This is a genomic window from Blautia massiliensis (ex Liu et al. 2021) (assembly GCF_052064225.1).
In the GTDB taxonomy this organism is placed as follows: domain Bacteria; phylum Bacillota; class Clostridia; order Lachnospirales; family Lachnospiraceae; genus Blautia_A; species Blautia_A fusiformis.
On record NZ_JBQHWA010000019.1, the window covers coordinates 24196 to 44554 of the forward strand.

General features: G+C 43.9%; 17 protein-coding genes. All 17 read right to left on the minus strand.

Translation table 11 applies throughout. The features are described from left to right. Positions 1–18: 18 nt before the first annotated feature. The 17 genes from ACTNDQ_RS09200 to ACTNDQ_RS09280 all read right to left on the minus strand — a co-directional run bounded on the left by ACTNDQ_RS09200 (position 19) and on the right by ACTNDQ_RS09280 (position 20359). Positions 19–645, minus strand: coding sequence for a response regulator (locus tag ACTNDQ_RS09200; RefSeq protein ID WP_278796464.1), 627 nt, complete (start codon positions 643–645; stop codon positions 19–21). Next, a complete protein-coding gene (locus ACTNDQ_RS09205) occupies positions 593–1936 on the minus strand; it encodes an ATP-binding protein (RefSeq protein WP_278796463.1) in 1344 nt (447 codons plus the stop codon). Before ACTNDQ_RS09205 ends, ACTNDQ_RS09200 begins: the two co-directional genes overlap by 53 nt. After that, positions 1933–3600, minus strand: coding sequence for a histidine kinase N-terminal 7TM domain-containing protein (locus tag ACTNDQ_RS09210; protein WP_441064433.1), 1668 nt, complete (start codon positions 3598–3600; stop codon positions 1933–1935). The genes ACTNDQ_RS09205 and ACTNDQ_RS09210 overlap by 4 nt, the downstream gene beginning before the upstream one ends. 146 nt (positions 3601–3746) lie before the next feature. Then, positions 3747–4469, minus strand: coding sequence for a DUF4428 domain-containing protein (locus ACTNDQ_RS09215; RefSeq protein ID WP_320811034.1), 723 nt, complete (start codon positions 4467–4469; stop codon positions 3747–3749). A gap of 162 nt (positions 4470–4631) precedes the next feature. Beyond that, positions 4632–6368 (minus strand): S8 family peptidase, encoded by a 1737-nt coding sequence (locus ACTNDQ_RS09220; RefSeq protein WP_441064434.1) that lies wholly within the window; start codon positions 6366–6368, stop codon positions 4632–4634. After that, positions 6350–6625: a hypothetical protein gene (locus ACTNDQ_RS09225; RefSeq protein ID WP_441064435.1), complete on the minus strand. Its 276-nt coding sequence runs from the start codon at positions 6623–6625 to the stop codon at positions 6350–6352. Before ACTNDQ_RS09225 ends, ACTNDQ_RS09220 begins: the two co-directional genes overlap by 19 nt. A gap of 66 nt (positions 6626–6691) precedes the next feature. After that, positions 6692–8389, minus strand: a complete 1698-nt coding sequence (locus tag ACTNDQ_RS09230; protein ID WP_022426195.1) for a carbon starvation CstA family protein — start codon at positions 8387–8389, stop codon at positions 6692–6694. Positions 8390–8896: 507 nt separating this feature from the next. Beyond that, the gene (locus tag ACTNDQ_RS09235) at positions 8897–9118 is read right to left on the minus strand and encodes a hypothetical protein (RefSeq protein WP_059086708.1); all 222 of its coding nucleotides are present in this window, start codon (positions 9116–9118) and stop codon (positions 8897–8899) included. A 177-nt stretch (positions 9119–9295) separates the two neighbouring features. Beyond that, the gene (locus ACTNDQ_RS09240) at positions 9296–9793 is read right to left on the minus strand and encodes a nitroreductase family protein (RefSeq protein WP_114001788.1); all 498 of its coding nucleotides are present in this window, start codon (positions 9791–9793) and stop codon (positions 9296–9298) included. A gap of 430 nt (positions 9794–10223) precedes the next feature. Next, positions 10224–11252 carry a zinc-dependent alcohol dehydrogenase gene (locus ACTNDQ_RS09245; RefSeq protein WP_278796458.1) on the minus strand — a complete coding sequence of 343 codons (1029 nt, stop codon included), beginning with the start codon at positions 11250–11252 and terminating at the stop codon, positions 10224–10226. A 400-nt stretch (positions 11253–11652) separates the two neighbouring features. Beyond that, entirely contained in the window at positions 11653–12741 is a 1089-nt protein-coding gene (locus ACTNDQ_RS09250) for an ROK family transcriptional regulator (protein ID WP_441064436.1), read from the minus strand. A gap of 79 nt (positions 12742–12820) precedes the next feature. Further along, positions 12821–14005, minus strand: coding sequence for an SAM-dependent methyltransferase (locus ACTNDQ_RS09255; protein WP_015526215.1), 1185 nt, complete (start codon positions 14003–14005; stop codon positions 12821–12823). Positions 14006–14122: 117 nt separating this feature from the next. Next, entirely contained in the window at positions 14123–15700 is a 1578-nt protein-coding gene (locus ACTNDQ_RS09260) for an ABC transporter permease/substrate-binding protein (RefSeq protein WP_202031870.1), read from the minus strand. Between the two features lie 3 nt (positions 15701–15703). Beyond that, complete coding sequence (locus tag ACTNDQ_RS09265) at positions 15704–16837, minus strand: ABC transporter ATP-binding protein (protein WP_441064437.1); 1134 nt, start codon at positions 16835–16837, stop codon at positions 15704–15706. A gap of 118 nt (positions 16838–16955) precedes the next feature. Further along, positions 16956–19058 (minus strand): acetate--CoA ligase family protein, encoded by a 2103-nt coding sequence (locus tag ACTNDQ_RS09270; RefSeq protein ID WP_441064438.1) that lies wholly within the window; start codon positions 19056–19058, stop codon positions 16956–16958. A 20-nt stretch (positions 19059–19078) separates the two neighbouring features. Continuing rightward, the gene (locus tag ACTNDQ_RS09275) at positions 19079–19618 is read right to left on the minus strand and encodes a 2-oxoacid:acceptor oxidoreductase family protein (protein WP_021975821.1); all 540 of its coding nucleotides are present in this window, start codon (positions 19616–19618) and stop codon (positions 19079–19081) included. A 3-nt stretch (positions 19619–19621) separates the two neighbouring features. Next, positions 19622–20359 (minus strand): thiamine pyrophosphate-dependent enzyme, encoded by a 738-nt coding sequence (locus ACTNDQ_RS09280; RefSeq protein WP_021975822.1) that lies wholly within the window; start codon positions 20357–20359, stop codon positions 19622–19624.

Below are 20359 nucleotides of genomic sequence, written 5' to 3' on the forward strand. Positions count from 1 at the left end.
CTGCATTCTGTGGATCTTCTATTTCAGTGTGGTTACGATCAGTTTACTTTCCAGTGCAGCTGCTATCAGATCCTCTTTGCAGCTGTATCCCGCCTTGGCGATCATTTCCTGAAAATTCCATCTCACCCCAGAAGCAGAACAGTCCATTTTCCTTGCGATCTCGGAATATGACATCCCGTGAATATACAGGCGCAGCATCTCCAGCTGTCTGGGACTGATATCACCGCTTGTGATCCAGTTAAGTTCCACCTCCGGTGCCACATCCGGAAATACATGCTCCCCATTCAACGTTCTGTAGATCACACTCCGTATTTCCTCTTCACCGTGATCCTTATACCATAGACTGTCTGCACATCCGCTCTTTGCTCTTTCCAGCACCTTGGGATCAATCAGCGAAGTAACAACCAATACCTTTGTATATGGATATTTTTCCCTGATGATCTTTCCGGCACTCAGCCCATCATGATTATGAAATGTCTGCACATCCATAAGCACAAGATCAATTGTCGAGTAAGAGCAGATCTTTACAGCTTCACAGGCATCCGAAACTGTCTGGACATATCGGAATTCCGGTTCCCGCATAATAATACTTTCAAAATACTTCTGCATGATCCTCTGATCTTCTACTACCAGTATCCGTACCATAGACTCCCATCCTTTCTGTCAGTGGCATTTTCAACACCAGACAAAACTCCGGCGAAAAAGAAACCTGCATAATACATTTCTCTGACTCCGCAGCTTTTCTCAGTGCAGACAGACCACCACCTTCTTCTGCATTTTTTTCAGGTGCATCTCCATCATTCGTTATCCGGATGCTGTATTCATTTGCACCTTTTTCTATCTTCACCAGAACTGTACTTCCATGGGCATGTCTGGCACAATTTGTCACACATTCACGGATCGCTCTGTCTGTCAGCAGCCTGTAGGAGGGATGCTGAGGGAAATTCCCGCTGATCTGAACATAAATTCCAAGCTCTTCTGCATGCCTGATCGTATCCGCGCATAATTCTTCCATATTCTCAACAGAAGAATCTGTAAGAATATAGACCAGATGCTTTAGTGCAGATAGCTGTTCATCCATTTTATCCTGATTTTCTTTTCTTTCCAATATCCTGCGTATTGACAGAAGGCTTCGGCCAAAATTGTCATGAACCTGCATTTTCATGGCAAGTGTCTCCTGCTCTCTTATTTTATCTCCGATTTTTTCATACATTTCCTCCAGCTTATGATTCAGGATTTCCAGCTTTTCATTATTTGCTCTGATCTTTTCACCATTGTAATAAATTTCTGATACATTAACTGCCACTGTCTGCAGATATCCTGCACAATCCGGCTCCTGCAGACGATATTCCTGAAACATCCAGACGGAATCATCCGGAAAATAAAATACATTACTGTCACTGTTTAATCTGCGAAGTCCCTCTGCTTCGGATCCTCCATTTATTACTTTCCGCAATGCCTCATAATCCTGCAGATAGGAGCCTGTCATTATCCTGCTCAGTTCATGCATCTTGGTGTTGCATAAAACGATCCTTCCAAGAGGATCCGAAAAACACACCCCACAGGGAACATCATCAACAGCTTCATTCACAGACCAGTAAGACAGAGAATGATGATATCTGCGTCTCTCTCTCCAGATTGCCCAGCAAAGATAAAGCAACAATACCACCATCGCTGCCATCAAAACACTGACCGGACACATCCGGAGCATTAGCTGATATGCGCTTTCCCCCTGGCAATATCTGTGATCATTCATCAGGAACCCCATAAGCATAAAAGAAACTGCAAAAACAGTCACTGCTGTTATAATTTTCTTTTTCCCGTAAAAACAGGTTATCCTGATCAACAGAAGGATCAATTCCTGAATCAGGCAGATTTCAAGAAGGATCATCAGAAAATCCTGCATTGCCATACTGCATTCCGCAAAATCAGTCATCTTCCGCCTCTCTTTCTGAATACGATACATCCGATAAACCATTCGTTTTCATCTTCCTGCTGCACATTTAATTCCGGTCTTTCTGACATTAATCCCCGAAGATCTGCTTCTGCTACAATATGAACCGAGATCCGCAAAGCATCATCGATCTGCGACACACGGTAAAAAACAGACTGCATTGTATCAAACAATCGTTCCACAAGCCATTCAAAGGTATCATAGCATTTTAGTATATCATCTGCATTCAACTGCACTTCACCATTTTCGACATAATAAGCTGCCCGGATCTTACATAATTTTAAGCTGTCACAGGATTCCGCAAGACTCTGTCTGAGATCCTCCATTGTAAGCAGATTTCCGTCTGATGCATATTGTGTCAATACCAGATTTTTTCTTCTTTTTAAATATGTACCAACAACCACGATCTTTCCCAGGATCCAGTCATAGTGTTCCCTTGACTCCGTTCTTTCCAGCTCATCCATCAGCTGTGACAGCAATTCCAGCTGCCCGGCTGTCTGATTCTGTATCATGTTCAGCAGTCGGTTCTGTTCTTCTGTTTTTCTCCGCTCAGCTTCTTTCTGATAGGTTTTCTGCAGCAGACGATTTCTGGCAGTCAGCTCCTCCTGCTGTTCCCGGATATCCTGATACTGATCCAGAAGCACCGAAATATCTTCTGACCAGAACAAATGTCCTCCTCTTATAGGAATATGGTTGATCCGGATTCCCTGTTCCTGTACAGCTGATCTATTTATTACAATTTTACGCAGTTCCGGTGACAGCTCAGGAAAATCACCGGAATGATAATAACGCTGAAAGGAATCATCCGTAATCTCTGCATCCAGTCCTCCGGAGGTCTGGAATAATTCAAAATATCGATTGTTCGTCTGTATCAGGCCGCATAATATACATCCCTGGTAAATTGCCGCCATCAAAAGACAGCATACCGCTGTCATATCTCCGGCAATTGTTTTGATCAGAGGCAGACGGAGTAAATTCCCGATATTCCATCCCAGAAGCAATATTCCCGGAATAACCGGCAGCCAAAATTGCTTTCTTCCCGGAATCCTGCTTTTTCTGATCAGTATAATTTCCATCCATATCAGGCAAAATATGATCCATCCCTGGATCACTATAAAAAGAATACCATAGCTGTAATCTCTATCCGAAAACGGCGGTCGCCCGGAAAACCGAAACACCAGCTGATGCAGATCATTTGTAAAAACACTGATGATCAAAACCACCGCAAAAGCAAGCAAGGCAATAATTTTTCTGACTGTTTTCTCTCCATCCTTTTCCCCTAGAAACATCGCTGCTGCCAGTCCAAGGACCGGGATCAGGATCATCGGGATATAATACAGATACCAGCAGATATGTTCTCCAAGCGGATCATGAAAAATATGAAATTTTACTGTCCGTACAAAAAACCAGAAGACCATCAGACAGCCAATTGCAGTCAGACATCTGCGCGTTTTTCTATGCACTACATGCTTTTCCAGATAAATCACCCAGGCACAATATATTCCCAGATAAATACAGTTACGACACTGATCTGCGAAATTTCTCATAAAAATATTTTCCGGTCTTACCAGCCTGCAGAAATACGCCAGAAATACACTTATCAGGATTCCTCCATACGACAGTGCCCTTTTTTTATTGTATGTCATGAAAATTCCTCTCTCATTAATACACCTCTGTGATAAGTATACTATAAAACTCTCTTTTATTATATAGTTTTCAGAGAAACCATCCATTCTCAACCCCTGTTATCACAAACAGAGTGAACAATTCTGTCCACTCTGTCTATCATCACTCAAAATGGTCTTGGCTGGCCACAGTATTCGCAAAACCTTCCGGTATTCTCTGCACCGCACTGACATTTCCACAAACCGCCGGGCTGCTGCATTCCGCTGTTCATGTTCATCCCGGGCTGCTGCATTCCAACCGCATTTGGTGTCAGGGCGGCTATGATCTGATGACCTGTCTGCTCCACTTCCATCAATTCACCTCTGTTATCGCTGCTTATGGAAAAAGTATTCAAACGAAAATCCATATCATCAAACCATGGATTTTTTACCTTAATACGCATAGTATAATCAAATTCATACTTATATACCGGTGGCTGATAGCTTACGGTTTCTCCATCCTTTGTTGTATATGTTTCCTCGTTCTGCTGTCGCTCTACATCAACTCTGCACTGCACAACAGCGGATAAAGGAACTATATCCGGATTTTCATTGACATCCAGCTTCCGTGCAACAGTAAAATTCCCCTTATTATCATCAATAAAAACATTGTAATTTCTGGTATTGATCTGACGTGTTATACAAAAATCCATTACGGCTTTTTTGTTTTTTTCACGATATTCCAGTTGACGTTTTATATCCTCTACCGTACTGTGCCGCCGGTCTTCAAACCATGGTGACAATTTTTTTGCACAATCCTTACACAGATTTCCGTCATCCAGTTTTCTGTTGCCTAATAAACCTATTTTCTCTCCGCAGATATCACAGATCTTCTTATCAAATAATCCCATACCCAATCCTCCTTCTTTTTATATTTGTGTTTTTGTTTATCTACATTATGCGTGAATGCTTCGCCATTTGCACTAGCATCTCTGACAGTAACTGAATTCATCTTCATATCAATGTCAGGATCATAAGGTTCGTATCTGAAAATCCTGTCCGTTTCTATATGTTCAGGATATGCCGTATGGGATACTCTCTGCCAGACACAACCGTCCCCATCCCACCTCCACATTCGGATATTCCTCATATCCGCCCACACTCTGTGCGCCTTTCCTCAGATACGCCTTCACCTTTTCCCCATAAAGAAACGGATCATTTCCTTTCACGATCCCCCATTCCATAAGCAGAGCTGCGCTTCCGCTGACAAAGGGTGCCGCAAAGGAGGTTCCGGTGACAGTGGCGTAGCCTCCGCCGGGAACCGGGGCGGAGATGAATACACCGGGAGCTGCAAGGTCAGGCTTCCGGATCGGCAGGAACTGACTTCCCCTTCCGGAAAAATCTGCGTAGGCATTCTGTCTGGAATCATAAGCTCCAACAGAAATAACTTTTCCGGCAGTGGAAGGAATCGTCAAAGTTCCCACAGCCCGCGGAGAATAAAACCCGGTTCCGCGATTCAGTACATTTCCACCCGGCAGCCAGAGGAAATACTGTCCGGAGCGCACACGTTTTCCACTTAAAAGAACTTTCCAGACACCGCTGTCCACATAATTACCCTCAGGAATGAAATCTATGTAGATTTCCTGGGACAGCTGATAGGGACCTGGTTTTCCATAATAGATCAGAAGTTCTGTATTTTCCAGCAGATGCCGCTGTGGCCCCAGCCTTTCATATAATGGACCGATCCGTTCTCCGGACGGACTTTCCAGATAAATTTCCATCTCATCTTCATAATCCTTCCATAACTGTACATTTAATGTGGGCTCAAAAGCTCCCACCGCCAACTGTATCTCTTCTGTTTTCCCCTGCTGCAGGATTCCTCCTGCATGCCAGGGCTGGCTGCCGTTATTTCCGGTTCCTGTAACAATCACAGTCCGCCCCATGGCCGCAACTGTATCAATATAGTTTTCCAGAAGAGAATCCCCTCTGTGAGAACCATAATTATTCCCGAAGCTGACGTTTATAACGATCGGTTTTCTCATCTTCACTGCCTGCCGTATCAGGTAATCAATACCCTCCATCAGCTCCGTTGTCCGCGGAAATGAATTTTCCCGTGGATTTCCCATCTTTACCACCAGAAGATCACTTCTATACGCAACGCCTCGATTCACTCCCTCCGATGCTCTCCCATTTCCTGCTGCTATTCCAAGAACTGCTGTTCCATGTCCGCTGAAATCCCCAGACGGAACAAGGCGCCTGCCTTCGGTTTCCCCGAGTGTAAGCGCCTCATCAATTTCTTCTTTCGTATATTCAGTTCCTGATACATAGTTTTCCGGTGGGTTTCCAGCTACACTCTGATCCCACAGTCGCAGGATCCGGGTACTTCCATCCTCATTTCTGAAATCCGGATGAAAATAGTCCACCCCGGAATCCACAATACCCACCAAAGTCCCCTTACCGGTTAAACCATCGGCTCCATTCTGCACCGGCAAAATACAACTTGCCTCCCTCTCTTCAAAGGTCTCAAAATAAAGTCTCTTGGGCTTTTCTATAAACTCGATCTGCTCTCTGACTGAGTATGTAGCAATTTCCGTTTCCGGCAATGTCACTACTGCATAGCCGCCAAGCAGTGGGACCACCTGGATCCTCTCACCACCAAGTCCGCTTTCCAAGCCGCTGTACTTCACGATCACATCCCACAGCCTGGTGGTGGGATCATACCCCACATTCAGATTTTCCGATTTTGCCCGTTCCTGCGGCAGGGCATTCATGGCAAGATTAAGTAGATTCTCTAATTTCTGGTCTGGCATAAGGCTTTCATTTCCATTGATACATTTTTTTTATTATATGCAACGCCTTCGTTTAAAGCACCAACCATCTGTTCCAGCATTTCTCTTTTAATTCCGGGAACGAAGCTTAACAACTGACGAAGCGGCATTCCTTCCATCATCACAGCCATCATTTCCTGATTATTTAAAAAAACACTCGGTTTTTCTGTCAGCGCATTTATTTTACGCTGCAAGCTGGAGGAAGGTAAAGAATTGCTGCAATACACTAACAAATCCATCCGTACGATCAGCACCTTTTTATGCTTCTTAAGCCAAACAAAAATACGTAATCTTATCCGATAATATTATGCTGTTGCTTTTTTATCATCTGTCTTCTCAAGCAGTTTCTTCACGCCCTGGATCGCTACCAGTACACCAAGGATCAGCAGTAATACTGCAAATACAAGCTGTAAGGTGTTTCCAAGATCCAGCCCTGTTGTTACCAGTGCCTTTGAAAGCTTTGTGATGGTCATGCCAAGTGCTGTGAAGGTAACTGCCATCATGAATACCATCGGGATCCAGAGCATGCAGCCCTGACGTTTTGTTTTCTTTAAGAATACTGCACAGGCTACAAGAGCGAGTACAGATAACAGCTGGTTTGCGGAGCCGAACAGCGGCCAGATCTCAGCATAGCCGACCTTTGTAAGCATGTAGGCAAGTACCAGTGTAATGACTGTTGCGAAATATTTATTTGTTACTACCTTCAGGAACGGGCTCATGTTTTCCTCATCTGTATCAGAATCAAGGAAAAATTCCTGGAATGACAGACGTCCGACTCTGGCTACAGAATCAAGAGAGGTCAGTGCAAATGCGGATACAGCAAGGTTGATCAGAGTAAATACCAGTGAATGCGGAAGGCCAACTACAGAAAGGAAGTTTGCGATAGCACCTGCAAAAATCTGCGGCTGTGTTGTAAGTCCCTGTGCTGCTGCTTCACCATCTGCAAAGGATGCAACTGCGATCAGTGCGATGATGGCAAGCATACTTTCCATCAGCATTGCTCCAAAGGAAACAGGAAGCATGTTTTTCTCATTTTTGATCTGCTTGGATGCAGTACCGGAAGATACCAGTGAATGGAAGCCGGAAACAGCACCGCAGGCGATGGTTACAAACAGGATCGGGAACATATACTGTCCGTCTACGTTAAAGCTTGTAAATGCCTTCAGGTTACAGGAAGGATTGGCTACAAATACACCGATAACCGCACCGACGATCATGAAAATGAGCAGATAGCTGTTCAGATAATCACGTGGCTGAAGCAGCGCCCATACAGGAGCGACACTGGCGATCAGGATGTATACAAAAATGATGATATGCCAGGTTCCAAGACTTACATACATGGGGAAATTAAGTCCCAGCACAATTGCTGCTACCAGCAGTAAAATTGCGACTGCAGTGTTGACCCATTTGTTGAATTTTGTATATTTAAGGAAAAATCCAAGTGCAACAGCCTCAAATATAAATAACATGGAAGTGGTTGCAACAGCTCCGTTTGCCGCCACCTTTGTAACTGTTCCTGCATCATTTACGGCAAATCCGTTAAAGGTTCCTGCTACAACATCTGCAAATGCGGCAACGACCAGAATACAGAACAGCCAGCAGAATAAAAGAAATAATTTTTTTCCAAGCTTTCCGATATACGCTTCGATGATATATCCGATAGTACGTCCTTTATTCTTTACGGATGCATACATGGATGCAAAATCCTGCACAGCTCCGAAAAATACACCACCGATGAGGATCCATAACAGAACCGGCAGCCAGCCGAAAATTGCGGCCTGGATCGGTCCGTTGATGGGACCTGCACCTGCTATGGATGCAAACTGATGTCCAAATACTACATTTGTATCAGCCGGTACATAATCAACTCCGTCCTCCATTTCGTATGCCGGAGTTTTTGCTTTCGGATCAATGCCCCATTTATTCTGGAGATAACGGCCATACAGAAGATATGCGCCTCCGAGAACTACAATGGCTATGATCATCATTGTTATTCCGTTCATAATATCAACTCTCTTTCCTTTGTATTTTTATATATTAAAAAAGCCCCTGCTATCCTTTCGGATAACAAAGGCGGAATGTTCCGTGGTACCACTCTGTATTCTCATATTTATCACTAAATACAACCACTTAATGCTGTCTCTTCAAACAGCCTCTTCTGTAACGTGAAGACTACGTCCCTGCTTACTTAACCTTTCTATTCAGCGGGATGCTCCCAGGTGATATCACAAAATACCTTCTGCCGCTTCTCACCAGCTGCGGCTCTCTGTGATCCGGTCTGCTTCTTGTGATCTGTCCTGTTCCATGCATTTCTCTTTTTTATTTATCTAATGTTTTACTCCTTTTTTTATAAAAATTCAATAAATAATTTATATATATTTTATAAATTTGCATATGTTTTTTTATGCATTTTTTAGGTAAAAGCCAAAACACGGCGTATGTAACGAAGCCAGATCTGATCCCAGCTCTGCTTTACGATCCGTTTTCCGTCACATACGCCGCATTATCCATTATTCAGAAAATGTATATCTTACCATGTATCCTTTTCCGTCACCGGTTACGATCACGACTCCGCCATCGGGATTCTCGATCTTATCAATGATCGGAAATCTTCCTTTTTCTTTTACGAACGCTTCCGGGCTCTCGATATTTGCTTCAATGATCTCCTGCTGAGAATGACGATCGCCGCCGCAGGGATTAATGGTTTCAATAATGATCTCATATTCCTTCATACCCTTCACCTCTTTCATTTAATGCAGTTTTTCAGTTCTTATACTTACATTTTATCGTAAAAATCCCGGTCATGCAAAATGCGTTCTGCACAAATTTTCAGAGGATTTATTGGTATTTTTCACTACATTCAGACTTCTTCTGTTTCCGGATGTTATCTTCCTCAAAGAAGGCTTTTTTTATTCTACAAAGTGGATCCTGCTCTTATCAAAACGATCCTGCTGCTTTCTGCTCTCTGCCGGGTACCCCAGGGCAAAAAGAGAAAATACCTCCACATTCTCCGGAAGCTTCAGAATATCATGGACCAACGCCATACGATCCTTAAGCGGTGCAATTCCGATCCACACGCCGCCAAGTCCCAGTGCATCCGTTTCCAGCCAGATATTCTCCTGTGCGATAGACATATCGATCTGTGCCATATCCTGAACAGGCAGTCCCTCTTTCCGATATACCGGAACGATCACAACCGGTGCACCTGCTGCACATCCTGAATAGGGAGTGGCTTTGGAAAGCTCCAGGATCTTCTCCTTATCTGTCACAACATAAAATTCCCACGGCTGCTGATTACATGCGCTTGGCGCCTGCATACCCGCTTTCAGGATCTGAAGGATCTTTTCCTTCTCTACGGGTTTATCTTCATATTTACGGATACTTACTCTGTGAAAAATATTCTCCATGCTATTTTCTCCTCGTCATACTCATATCACTTGTTACAGTTCATACTCATCATACAGCTTCTGACGCCATTTTACATCCGTCATCACACGCTGCACTTCATCCGACCGTCCATCCAAAAACAAACGATTGATCACTCTCACCGGTATATACAAATTATACCACATTATCAAAACATAAAAACCCCATAAAACGTATTTTTACAAGCTCTACAGGAACTTAAAATGGAAAACGCTCCAGAATACGAAGCTTTCAGAATGTCCATACAGACAAGAATCCTATAAGATATAATAACCATACCACACATCAATAAATAAATCACTCAAAACTGTTCCAAAAATTCTCCCATAATCTGACACCGCCACCATCTGAAAACTCCCGGACAGCCAAACATCCGGGAGTTTTTCTTATATCACTTATAAACTTCAGAAATTATTTCTCCTGCACATTGATGATAACCTTCATGGTTGTCTCACGGTTCTCATCAATATACTGATAAGCCTTCAGATAATCTGCGAACTTAAATGTCTTTGAGATCAGCGGCTTTAAATGAACCTTTCCCGCATTTACAAGATCAATGGCATCTACATAATCATCATGACGGTACATCATAGTACTCTTGATATCCAGCTCATGGTCATTGGCAACAGCAAGGTCAACGGTTGCCATATCTGCAAATACCGCTACCAGTACGATCACGCTGCCTTTTCTCGCATACTGGATGGCCTGTCCCATGGTGATGTTATTTCCGGCACAGTCATAGATCACATCTGCCTTATCCGGACCAAACGCCTCTACCAGTGCCTCTCCGAAATTTTTCTCCTTTGTGTTTACACAGATATCAATGCCGCACTCTTTTGCTTTTGCAAGACGAAGGTCACTGACATCCGTGATCATAACCCTGGCTGCCCCCATTCCTTTGGCTGTCTGCGCGACAAGGTTTCCGATGGGACCTGCACCGATCACTGTGATGTTCATCCCTTTTACATCGCCCATCTGCTTCACTGCATGGACTGCAACTGCCAGCGGCTCGATCATTGCACCTTCCTCGTAAGACATCTCCTCCGGAATCGGTGTTACCTTAGATGCATCTACTGCAAAGAATTCAGAAGCTGTTCCTGTTGTCTGAAAGCCCATAACCTTCAGTTCCTCGCAGAGATTATATTTTCCATGGCGGCACGGATAGCAATGTCCGCAGTATACCTGAGGCTCGATGGTTACTTTCTGGCCAACCTTAAAATCTGTCACATTCTTTCCAAGTACCGTGATCTCACCGGATACTTCGTGTCCCTGTGTTACCGGATATTTTGTAAAAGGATGCTTACCGTGATATACGTGGATATCTGATCCGCAGATACCAATGTTCATGATCTTAACCAGAACCTGGTCATCTCCCACTTCCGGAACCGGAACCTCTCTGAAAATAATCTCTCCGGGATTTGTCATTACCTGCTGAAGCATCTTATTCTCCTCCTTTGATTTCTTTCTATTGTATATCATCTTTTATTAATTATTTTATTAAAGTAATTACATTATTATTCTTTTCTCCTGATCTGTCAAGATAGTTTTCTATGATTCTGCTTATTGAACAAGTTTGCAGCTTTGTTTTTATGCACATTCCATAATTATCGGTAAACGGAATAGTCAAGCGAATATTCGCAATACGCTTCGCTACTTGCTCATGACCGAATAACTCCTTCGCGGTTTATCGGTTAAAAAACAAAGCCTGCGGATTCAGCATTTCTGTAATCATATGCTGAATCCACAGGCTTCGTTTCTGTTGCCTTATTCTGTTATAAATTTACCTGTCAGGTTCAAAAGTTCCCCTCTGCCTATCGCTATTCGCAAGCGCACAGGGAACTTACTCGATCCGGTCAAAAAAATACTTCGCAGCCCCCACAGCAGACGCCTCTTTCCGGTACGTACAATTTTTCAGATATCTGGTATCACGGTCAAAGCCGTTATATTCCAGCACTTTTTCCCCAAGGGGCAGCATATAATCTGAAAGATATCCACCGACTTCTCCACCAAGGATAATATCCATATCATAAGCCATGCGGAGATTGGAGATCAGCACAGCCAGATTGTCCAGATACTCCTCCCATTTTTTCTTCGCCTCGCTCTTGCCACTGGCGAGCGCTTCCATAAACAATTCCAGAGATTCATATTTACCGGCTGTCAGTGCGCTGGACGCACAATACGCATCCGCACATCCCTTTTTTCCACAGTAGCATTTGCGCCCGCCCGGTACAAGGATCATATGTCCGAATTCTCCGGCTTTCTGATTTTGTCCCGTAAACAGCTTTCCATCAATGCAGAAAGCACCTCCCAGTGTATTATTCAGCGAAAGATAGATCGCATTCTGATACTGATGGATATCCTCTGCCATCATAGCGGCATTGGCATCATTTTCAAAATAAACCGGACAGGAAAAGGACTGCTCCAGAAAGCTGAGACTGTAATTTTCAATCTGAAGCGCATGGGATTTTACAACCATGTGCTGCTCCCGGCTGATGATCCCGGGAATAGATATCCCAATCCCAAGAAGCTTATCCGGAGCTTCCATATCTTCCAGAAATTTTTTGACCAGTGCAGACAGCTCCACACAGTACGAGGCTTCCGGAGAAAATTTCATTCTGACACGATCCATCTTCTCAATTTCGGCCCTCATATTCACCAGCGTCATACCTACGTGATTTGCTGTGATCCGGATTCCCAGAGCATATCGGTAAGAAGGATTAATCCCTATGCTCTTTGCCTTTCTGCCTCCTGTGGAAGCATATTCTCCCGTTTCCACAAGTACGCCTCTGTCCAGCAGTTCATTAACATTGGAAAGCACGGTAGGCATACTTATATTCAGGTTCCTGGAGATTTCTACCTTTGACGCATTCTGATGATTCATTACGTAGCTGATGATCCTGGATCTGGTATTACTCTTTTTTTCTGCCATACGAAACCCCTTATACGCTTTTATAAATAGTTTTATAAAAGTATGATATTCCTTTCCGGCAGGTTTGTAAAGGCTTTTATCAATACCAGCGTGTCATCGGCAGATCATTATTCACACCCTTGGTCATAAGAATCTGGTGAAGATCGATAATTCCGTTGTGGAAGGTTGCCGCACATGCTGACAGGTACAGATCCCACATACGCAGGAACTCTTCGTCAAACATAGTCTTTTCTTTTTCAATATTGTCCCGGAAATTCTTTTCCCAGTGAAGCAATGTCTTATTGTAATGCAGACGGAGATTTTCGATATCCAGGGTATGGAAATTGTCCTCTGCCATATGGTTCAGGATCTCACGTAAGCTCGGAACAGTTCCGCCCGGGAAAATATATTTCTTGACCCACGGATCACCCGGATGCTCCTTCAGAGCACTGATAAAGTGAAGCAGAAACAGTCCGCCCGGCTTCAGAACCTTTTCCACACAATCAAGAAACAGCTGATAATTATCACGTCCAACATGCTCCAGCATACCGACACTGACAACACGGTCAAACTGATACTCCTTCTTCGGCAGATCACGGTAATCCATCAGCTCTACCGTAAGATAATCTTCCAGACCCTGATCCTTGATCCGTCTCTGAAATTCTGCATACTGTTCATGACTTAAGGTGATACCGGTACCATGAACCTTATATTTCTTAGCTGCCTCGATCAGCAGAAAGCCCCAGCCGCAGCCGATATCCAAAAGACTCATACCCTCTTCCAGATGTAATTTTTTAAGAATATAATCAACTTTATTTACCTGTGCCTGATACAACGTATCATCCTCATGGATAAAATACCCACAGGAATAACTCATAGTCTCATCCAGCCAAAGTTTATAAAAGTCATTTCCAATATCATAATGGCTGGTTACTTCCTTTTCCTGGTTCTTCTTTGATGTTGAACTGAACATGATCTTTTTCAGAGCAGATTCATTGGTAGAAAATTTCCCCATCTGACCCAGAAAATGATCCAGCGCTTCATAAAGATTTCCCTCGATATCCAGATCCCCACGCATATACGCCTCACCCAGTGCAAGGGATGTGCTCTTCATCAGATCCGCCAGAGGAATCGCTTTCTTAAAATTCACCGTAAATGTAGGTTCACCCTCTCCGATGTGATACTCGGAATTCTTGAACTTTACCAGAAATGGATAATCTGTAAAGCGTTCAAGGAACTGTACCATTGCTTTCTCTTCCGTCTTCTCCTGTAATGTCTCAAACATAATAGTCTACCTCCTTTAACACTGCATATGATACACCCGGAGGAAGGCTTTATGTCAAGGTGCGATTTTCACAAAATATTCCCAAAAAAGCGGCCTAATTTCAGACCGCTTAAAAATTTATTCTATCATTCCTTTTTCTTTCAGAAATTCCACAGCTGTTTCTTTCGGAGTTTTTCCCTCTACATCTACCTGGTAATTCATATCCATCATCTCTTCTGTGGTGATGGCTCCTTCCATCATATCCATAACTTCCTGAAGCTGCGGATATTTTTTCAGGGTTTCATTCCTGGTAATGGACACAGCCTGATACGGCGGAAAAAACTCGATATCATCTTCCAGTTTCACAAGATCCATCTTTTTCAGTATGGCATCGGTCTCAAAAGCATCGATCACATCCACTTTTCCAGATGTGAGTGCCTGATAACGGATATTTCCTTCCAGACCATTCACTTCTTTAAAGGATACCTGAAATTCTTTTTTTAGCTTGGGCAGAAGATCCTCACGCTGGGTAAATGCTGTTGTGCAGCCCAGTTTCAGGCTGCCCGCCTGAGCCAGAAGTTCGGAAAGCTTTGTGAGATGACACTGCGCTGCTGTCTCCGGAGTGACTGCAAACACATAGGTATTACTGAATCCCAGAGAATCGGATACCTGCATGCTGTAGTTTTCTTCCATGCCTGTTTTTACTCTGTCATAGACTTCCTTCGAATCTGAAGACATTTCTTCTTTCAGGACGTTGGAAATCAGCACGCCTGTGTAATCGGTAAATGTGTCGATATCTCCCCGCTCCATGGCGGACATAGTGATCATGGTTCCGTTAAGATTAAATTTCTCTTCAACCTTGATATCTGTCTGGTCCTGGATCAGCTGGCTGTAAATATTTCCCAGGATCAGTGCTTCTGTAAAGTTTTCACTGCCAATTACGATTTTCTCTTCTTTTCTCTGGAACACACTGTATACAGAAGCGAAACATGGAACTACCAGGATCAGGACAAGAAGACAGACCGCCATAACTGTTCGTCTTTTCCGTTCTGCTTTTGTACGGTTTGTGATCTGGTCTACCGGTTTCAGGCCTTCCGGAGTCAGTGCATTCTCCACTTTTCCGAGAACAAAATCTACCACCAGGGCCAGAAGACAGGCAGGCAGTGCACCAAGAAGTACCAGATCCGCATCATTGGCATTTAAGCCCAGATTGATCAGCCATCCCAGACCTCCCGCACCTGCAAAAGCAGCAATGGTAACGGTTCCAACAGCTGTTACTGCTGAAATACGCACACCTGCCATAATATAAGGCATTGCGATGGGAATCTGTATTTTGTACAAAATCCTCCATTTTGTCAGGCCGATGCTGCTGGCTGATTCAATGGCCGACTGCTGGATACCGGTGATGCCGATATATGTATTTTTTATGATCGGAAGCAGGGCATAAATGATAACCATGATAATGGCCGGCTTCTGTCCGATTCCCACCACAGGAACCAGAAAAGCCAGAAGGCCAATACTTGGGATAGACTGCATGATATTTGCAATTCCGATCACAATAGACGAAGCCTTTTTGTTTTTTGTTACAAAAATTCCAAGAGGAATACCGATGCATATGGAAATCAGTACTGCTGCCGAAGTCATCTGAATATGTTCCAGAAGAAGCTGGACCAGCTCTTCTCTTCTCTGCATAAAAACTTCAAGAAAAGTATTCACCTGTCACCCCTCCTGTTCTTTTTTGTAACGTTTGCTGAGTGTCGAAAGAAGGATACTCTTGGTCAGTGCCCCCTTCAGTTCCCTGCGCTCGTTCAGTACCGGAATGATTCCGGATTTATAGTAATCGATCTCGTCGATGATCTCCTGAAGAGAGCTTTCTTCATAAACAGATACATAATCGGATGAGATCATATCCCCGATACTTGCGGACATATGCTGCACATCTAGTTTGCTTAAGTCTTCCAGCCAGACGATTCCCAGAAATCCCCTGGATTTTCCCTCTGTGATAAAAATACTGTTGATCGTATTCTGGCGCATAACCTGAAGCGCCTGTATCACAGTTCTGTCTTTGGAAAGTGTGTATGGTTCTTTGCACATAATGTCAGATGCATGTATATATTTCGGATTTCCCCACAAACGGTTCTTTCCTACGAATTTTTCCACATAATCATTGGCCGGATGCCTCAGGATCTCTTCTGTCTTATCGAACTGTATGACAGTTCCGTTCTGTATAAAGCAGATCTTGTCTGCACATTTGATAGCCTCATCCATATCATGGGTGACAAATACAATAGTTTTCTGGTATTCCTTCTGCAGCTTGACGATCTCGTCCTGCAGTTCTTCTCTTGTAAGTGGGTCCAACGCTGAAAAAGGCTCATCCATCAGGATCAGATCAGAATCTGTGGCAAATGCCCTGGCAACTCCCACTCTCTGGCGCTGTCCGCCGGAAAGCTGACATGGATAGCTGTTGCTGTACAGCTTGGGATCAAGATTTACCATATCCAGGAGTTCATTGATCCGCTGTTCCCGTTTTTCCGGTTCCAGTCCCTCAAGCTGGGGAACAATTTCAAGATTCTCTTTTACTGTAAAATGTGGAAACAGTCCGCCTTCCTGTACCACATACCCGATTTCTCTTCTTAATTTGATATCGGGGATCTCGCGGATGGATTTTCCGTCAATGATAATATCTCCCCGGTCCATGGGGAGAAGTTTGTTTATCATTTTCAGAAGGGTTGTTTTTCCACATCCGCTGGAACCAATGATGGCAACAAATTCCCCGGAAGAAAATGTCATATTGATATCCCGCAGGATCAGTTTATCTTTATAGGATTTCGAAACATTTGTAAATTCTATCATAGGCTTCACCTTTCCAATTCTACCTCATTATCCAGGTTGTCTCTCGATAGCTTCTTCTGATACATATCCAGAGTGAAGAAGGGCATTGACTGTGAATGCCCCTCTTCCTGTTCCATAATTATTTTACATGTTTTACGATCAGTGCATCGGCAACGCCTACACCTTCGCCTTCCGGATATACAAACAGTGGATTGATATCCAGCTCTTTCAGAGTATCTTTATTTGCGTTGGCGTATCTGCTGATTCCCGCGATGGTTTTGCACAATGCCGGAATATCGCATTTTGCGTTTCCTCTGTAGCCGTTGAGGAGTTTGTAGGATTTCAGTGATTTCAGCATATCCAGAGCTTCCGCTTCACACAGTGGAGCCGGATATAAAGCCACATCTTTAAATACCTCTACAAACACACCGCCCATTCCTACCATGATCATAGGACCAAACTGTGGATCGTTGTTTACTCCGATGATCATTTCCACGCCAGGTTTCAGCATGGGAACCATAAGGATTCCGTTGATCTTCGCATCCGGTCTCGCACCCGTTACATTACTCATGATCTCCTCATAAGCTTTTACAGCTGCTTCTTTTCCACGAATATTGAGTTTTACACCGCCAACATCACTCTTATGCAGGATGTCTGCGGATTCTACTTTCATAGCCAGCGGGCAATCAGCACTTTCTGCAAACGCAGCTGCTTCTTCCACTGTTTTTGCAATGACTTCTTTTGGAATATCTACGCCAAAATCTGCAAGTTCCATCTTGCTGTCATGCTCAGACAGTGCAAAGGTCTCCTTGCCAACTGGTGCTCCGGCAGAAAGTTCCAGTGTTTTTCCTTCGGAAGTATAGGAAATAAAATCAGCCAGATGACGGAGAATCTTAAATGCATATACCGGAGGAGGGAGGATCGGCACTCCGATCTTGAAGAGTTTTTCCTGGTATTCCGGGTTTCTGGTGTTTTCTGCAAACGGTATCATGGCAATCGGTTTGCAGTTCTTGCCTTTTTCCCGTACAACTTTTTCAATTCCCTGATACATATAGTGAATCGCAGGATCTGCCACTTCAAGAAGCAGAGTATAGCCGATCAGTACCATCTCAATATTTGGATCATCCATGACTGTACGCAATGCTTCTGCATACAGATCTGCATCGTAGGAAAGACTGGCTGTCATATCCAGCGGATTATTCGGAGATGCATAGGATGGAAGCTGTTCTTTCAGTTTTGCAAGAGTTTCCGGTGCAAAATCCGGATATTCGATTCCGTTAAGACTTCCTACATCCGCACAGATTCCGGTCTCGCCTCCGGAAAGGTTCATGGATGCAAAAACAGCCTTCTTCGGATAACGATTCAGTGTGGCAAGCATCAGTGAAGTGGCAATCAGTTCTTCCAGATCATCCACACGGATCGCTCCGAATTTTTTCAGAACTGCATCAAAGGATGCATCGGAACCTGAGAGACTTCCTGTATGGGAAGCTGCGATTGCTCCGCCTTTGGCACTTCTTCCTGCTTTGAGAATGACTACAGGTTTCTTTTTCACAGCTGCTTTTTTCAGAACATCTGCAAATTTTGCCGCATTTTTTACACCCTCGATATAAACACTGACAACTTTTGTATCTTCATCTTCTACAAGGAAGTCCATATAGTCTTCCATCTGGACAATCTTTCCGTTTCCGGCTGAAATACTGTAGGAAAAACGCATTCCGGGATCATCCATCATGGAAAGGCACAGCTGGCCGCTCTGTGAAACAACGCCAACACTTCCTTTTCGGTCTCTCTTCGCAGAAATAAAAGCGAAAGCCTGCACATTATCAATGTAATTTACAAATCCGGCACAATTTGGTCCCATGACTGCAATGTCCAGTTCTTTTGCTGCTGCGATCAGTTCCGCCTCATTTTTCCTGCCTTCATCTGTTCCGATCTCGCCATATCCGCTGGCAAAAACAACGGCTCCGCCAACACCCTTGGCTGCTCCTTCTTTCAGAAGCGGAATGACTGTTTTCTGTGAAGTACAGATCACCATCATATCAATGGTATCCGGTATATCGGAAATACTCTTATAGCAGGGAACTCCAAATACACTTTCTCTTTTCGGATGTACAAAGTATACTCTGCTCATGTCTTCTACATAGCTGAGAGTATTACGGCATACATCTCCACCAAAACCTTCTTTTTCACTTGCGCCGATAACAGCAACTGATTTTGGTTTTAACAACTTGGTAAGATTCATATATCAGTCACCTCCTGATCTTATTTACCGGCTACTCCTCTTCGATAGCAAGCTACATTTTTCTCATTGTATTTGCCTTTTCCTTTTTTTTCAAAGAAAGAAACGATAGCGGATTCCATATATTCTACTGAGAACAGGTCGCTGTTGGCAGCCAGTGCTCCAAGCATGACAAGGTTCGCACCTTTTGGATTTCTGACTTCTGCCGCAATGTCTGTTGCAGGAATTTTTATAATTTTAATATCGTCTCTGTATTTACGGTCTTCCGGAACAATAGAGGAATTTACCAGAAGGAGTCCGCCTGGTTTTAATCTCTCTTCAAATTTGTCAATGGCAGGGGTATTCATGGTAAAAAGAATATCCGGATGTTTGGAGATCGGGCTGGCGATCAGCTTTTCGCTAACTTTTACTGTACAGTTTGCGGTACCGCCACGCATCTCGGAACCATAGGAAGGATAAAACAGTACGTTTTTGTCCTGTTCCATTCCTGCATTTATCAGAAGCATACCGGCAGTGAGGACACCCTGTCCGCCGAATCCCGCGCAAATAATTTCTTTTCCCATAATCTATGCCTCCTCTTTCTTATCCTTGAACTCTCCCAGCGGGAAGTATTTGATCATCTCGTTTTTGATACGTTCCACACTCTTTACCGGAGTCATATTCAGGTTTGTCGGACATGGAGAAAGAAGTTCCACAAGGCAGAAGCCTTCTCCTTTCATGTGTTTTTCAAAAGCTTTTCTGATGTATTTCTTGGATTGCATCATTCCTTTGGCATCTGCCATGGAGCCTCTTGCGAGGTATGCAATATCAAATCCTGTAAATGCCTGTTCTACACGGAATGGCATTCCAGCTTTTTTCGGATCTTTTCCTCTCGGAGTGGAGGTTGTGATCTGCCCTGGCAGAGAGGTCGGTGCGCACTGTCCACCTGTCATACCGTAGAGGCTGTTATTGATAACGATGGTTACCACATTGTCATTTCGGATTGCAGTGTGCATGGTCTCAGCCATTCCGATGGAATACGCCGCACCATCACCGATATATGCCATGACCGGATTTTCCGGACGGATCTTTTTTACACCGACAGCCGTTGCGATGGGACGTCCATGTGCTGCCATAATGGTATCAAATCTCCAGGAATCAATATTTAAAGAACCACAGGCAACGTCAACGATTGCCAGGAGTTTTTCACTTAAACCCATCTCTTCCATAACTTCTGCGATCAGGCGGACAGCCAGTCCATGCCCACAGCCCGGACAGAAACCGCTCTGTGTAAATGTAATTGTTTCAGGAGCTACTAATCTCAT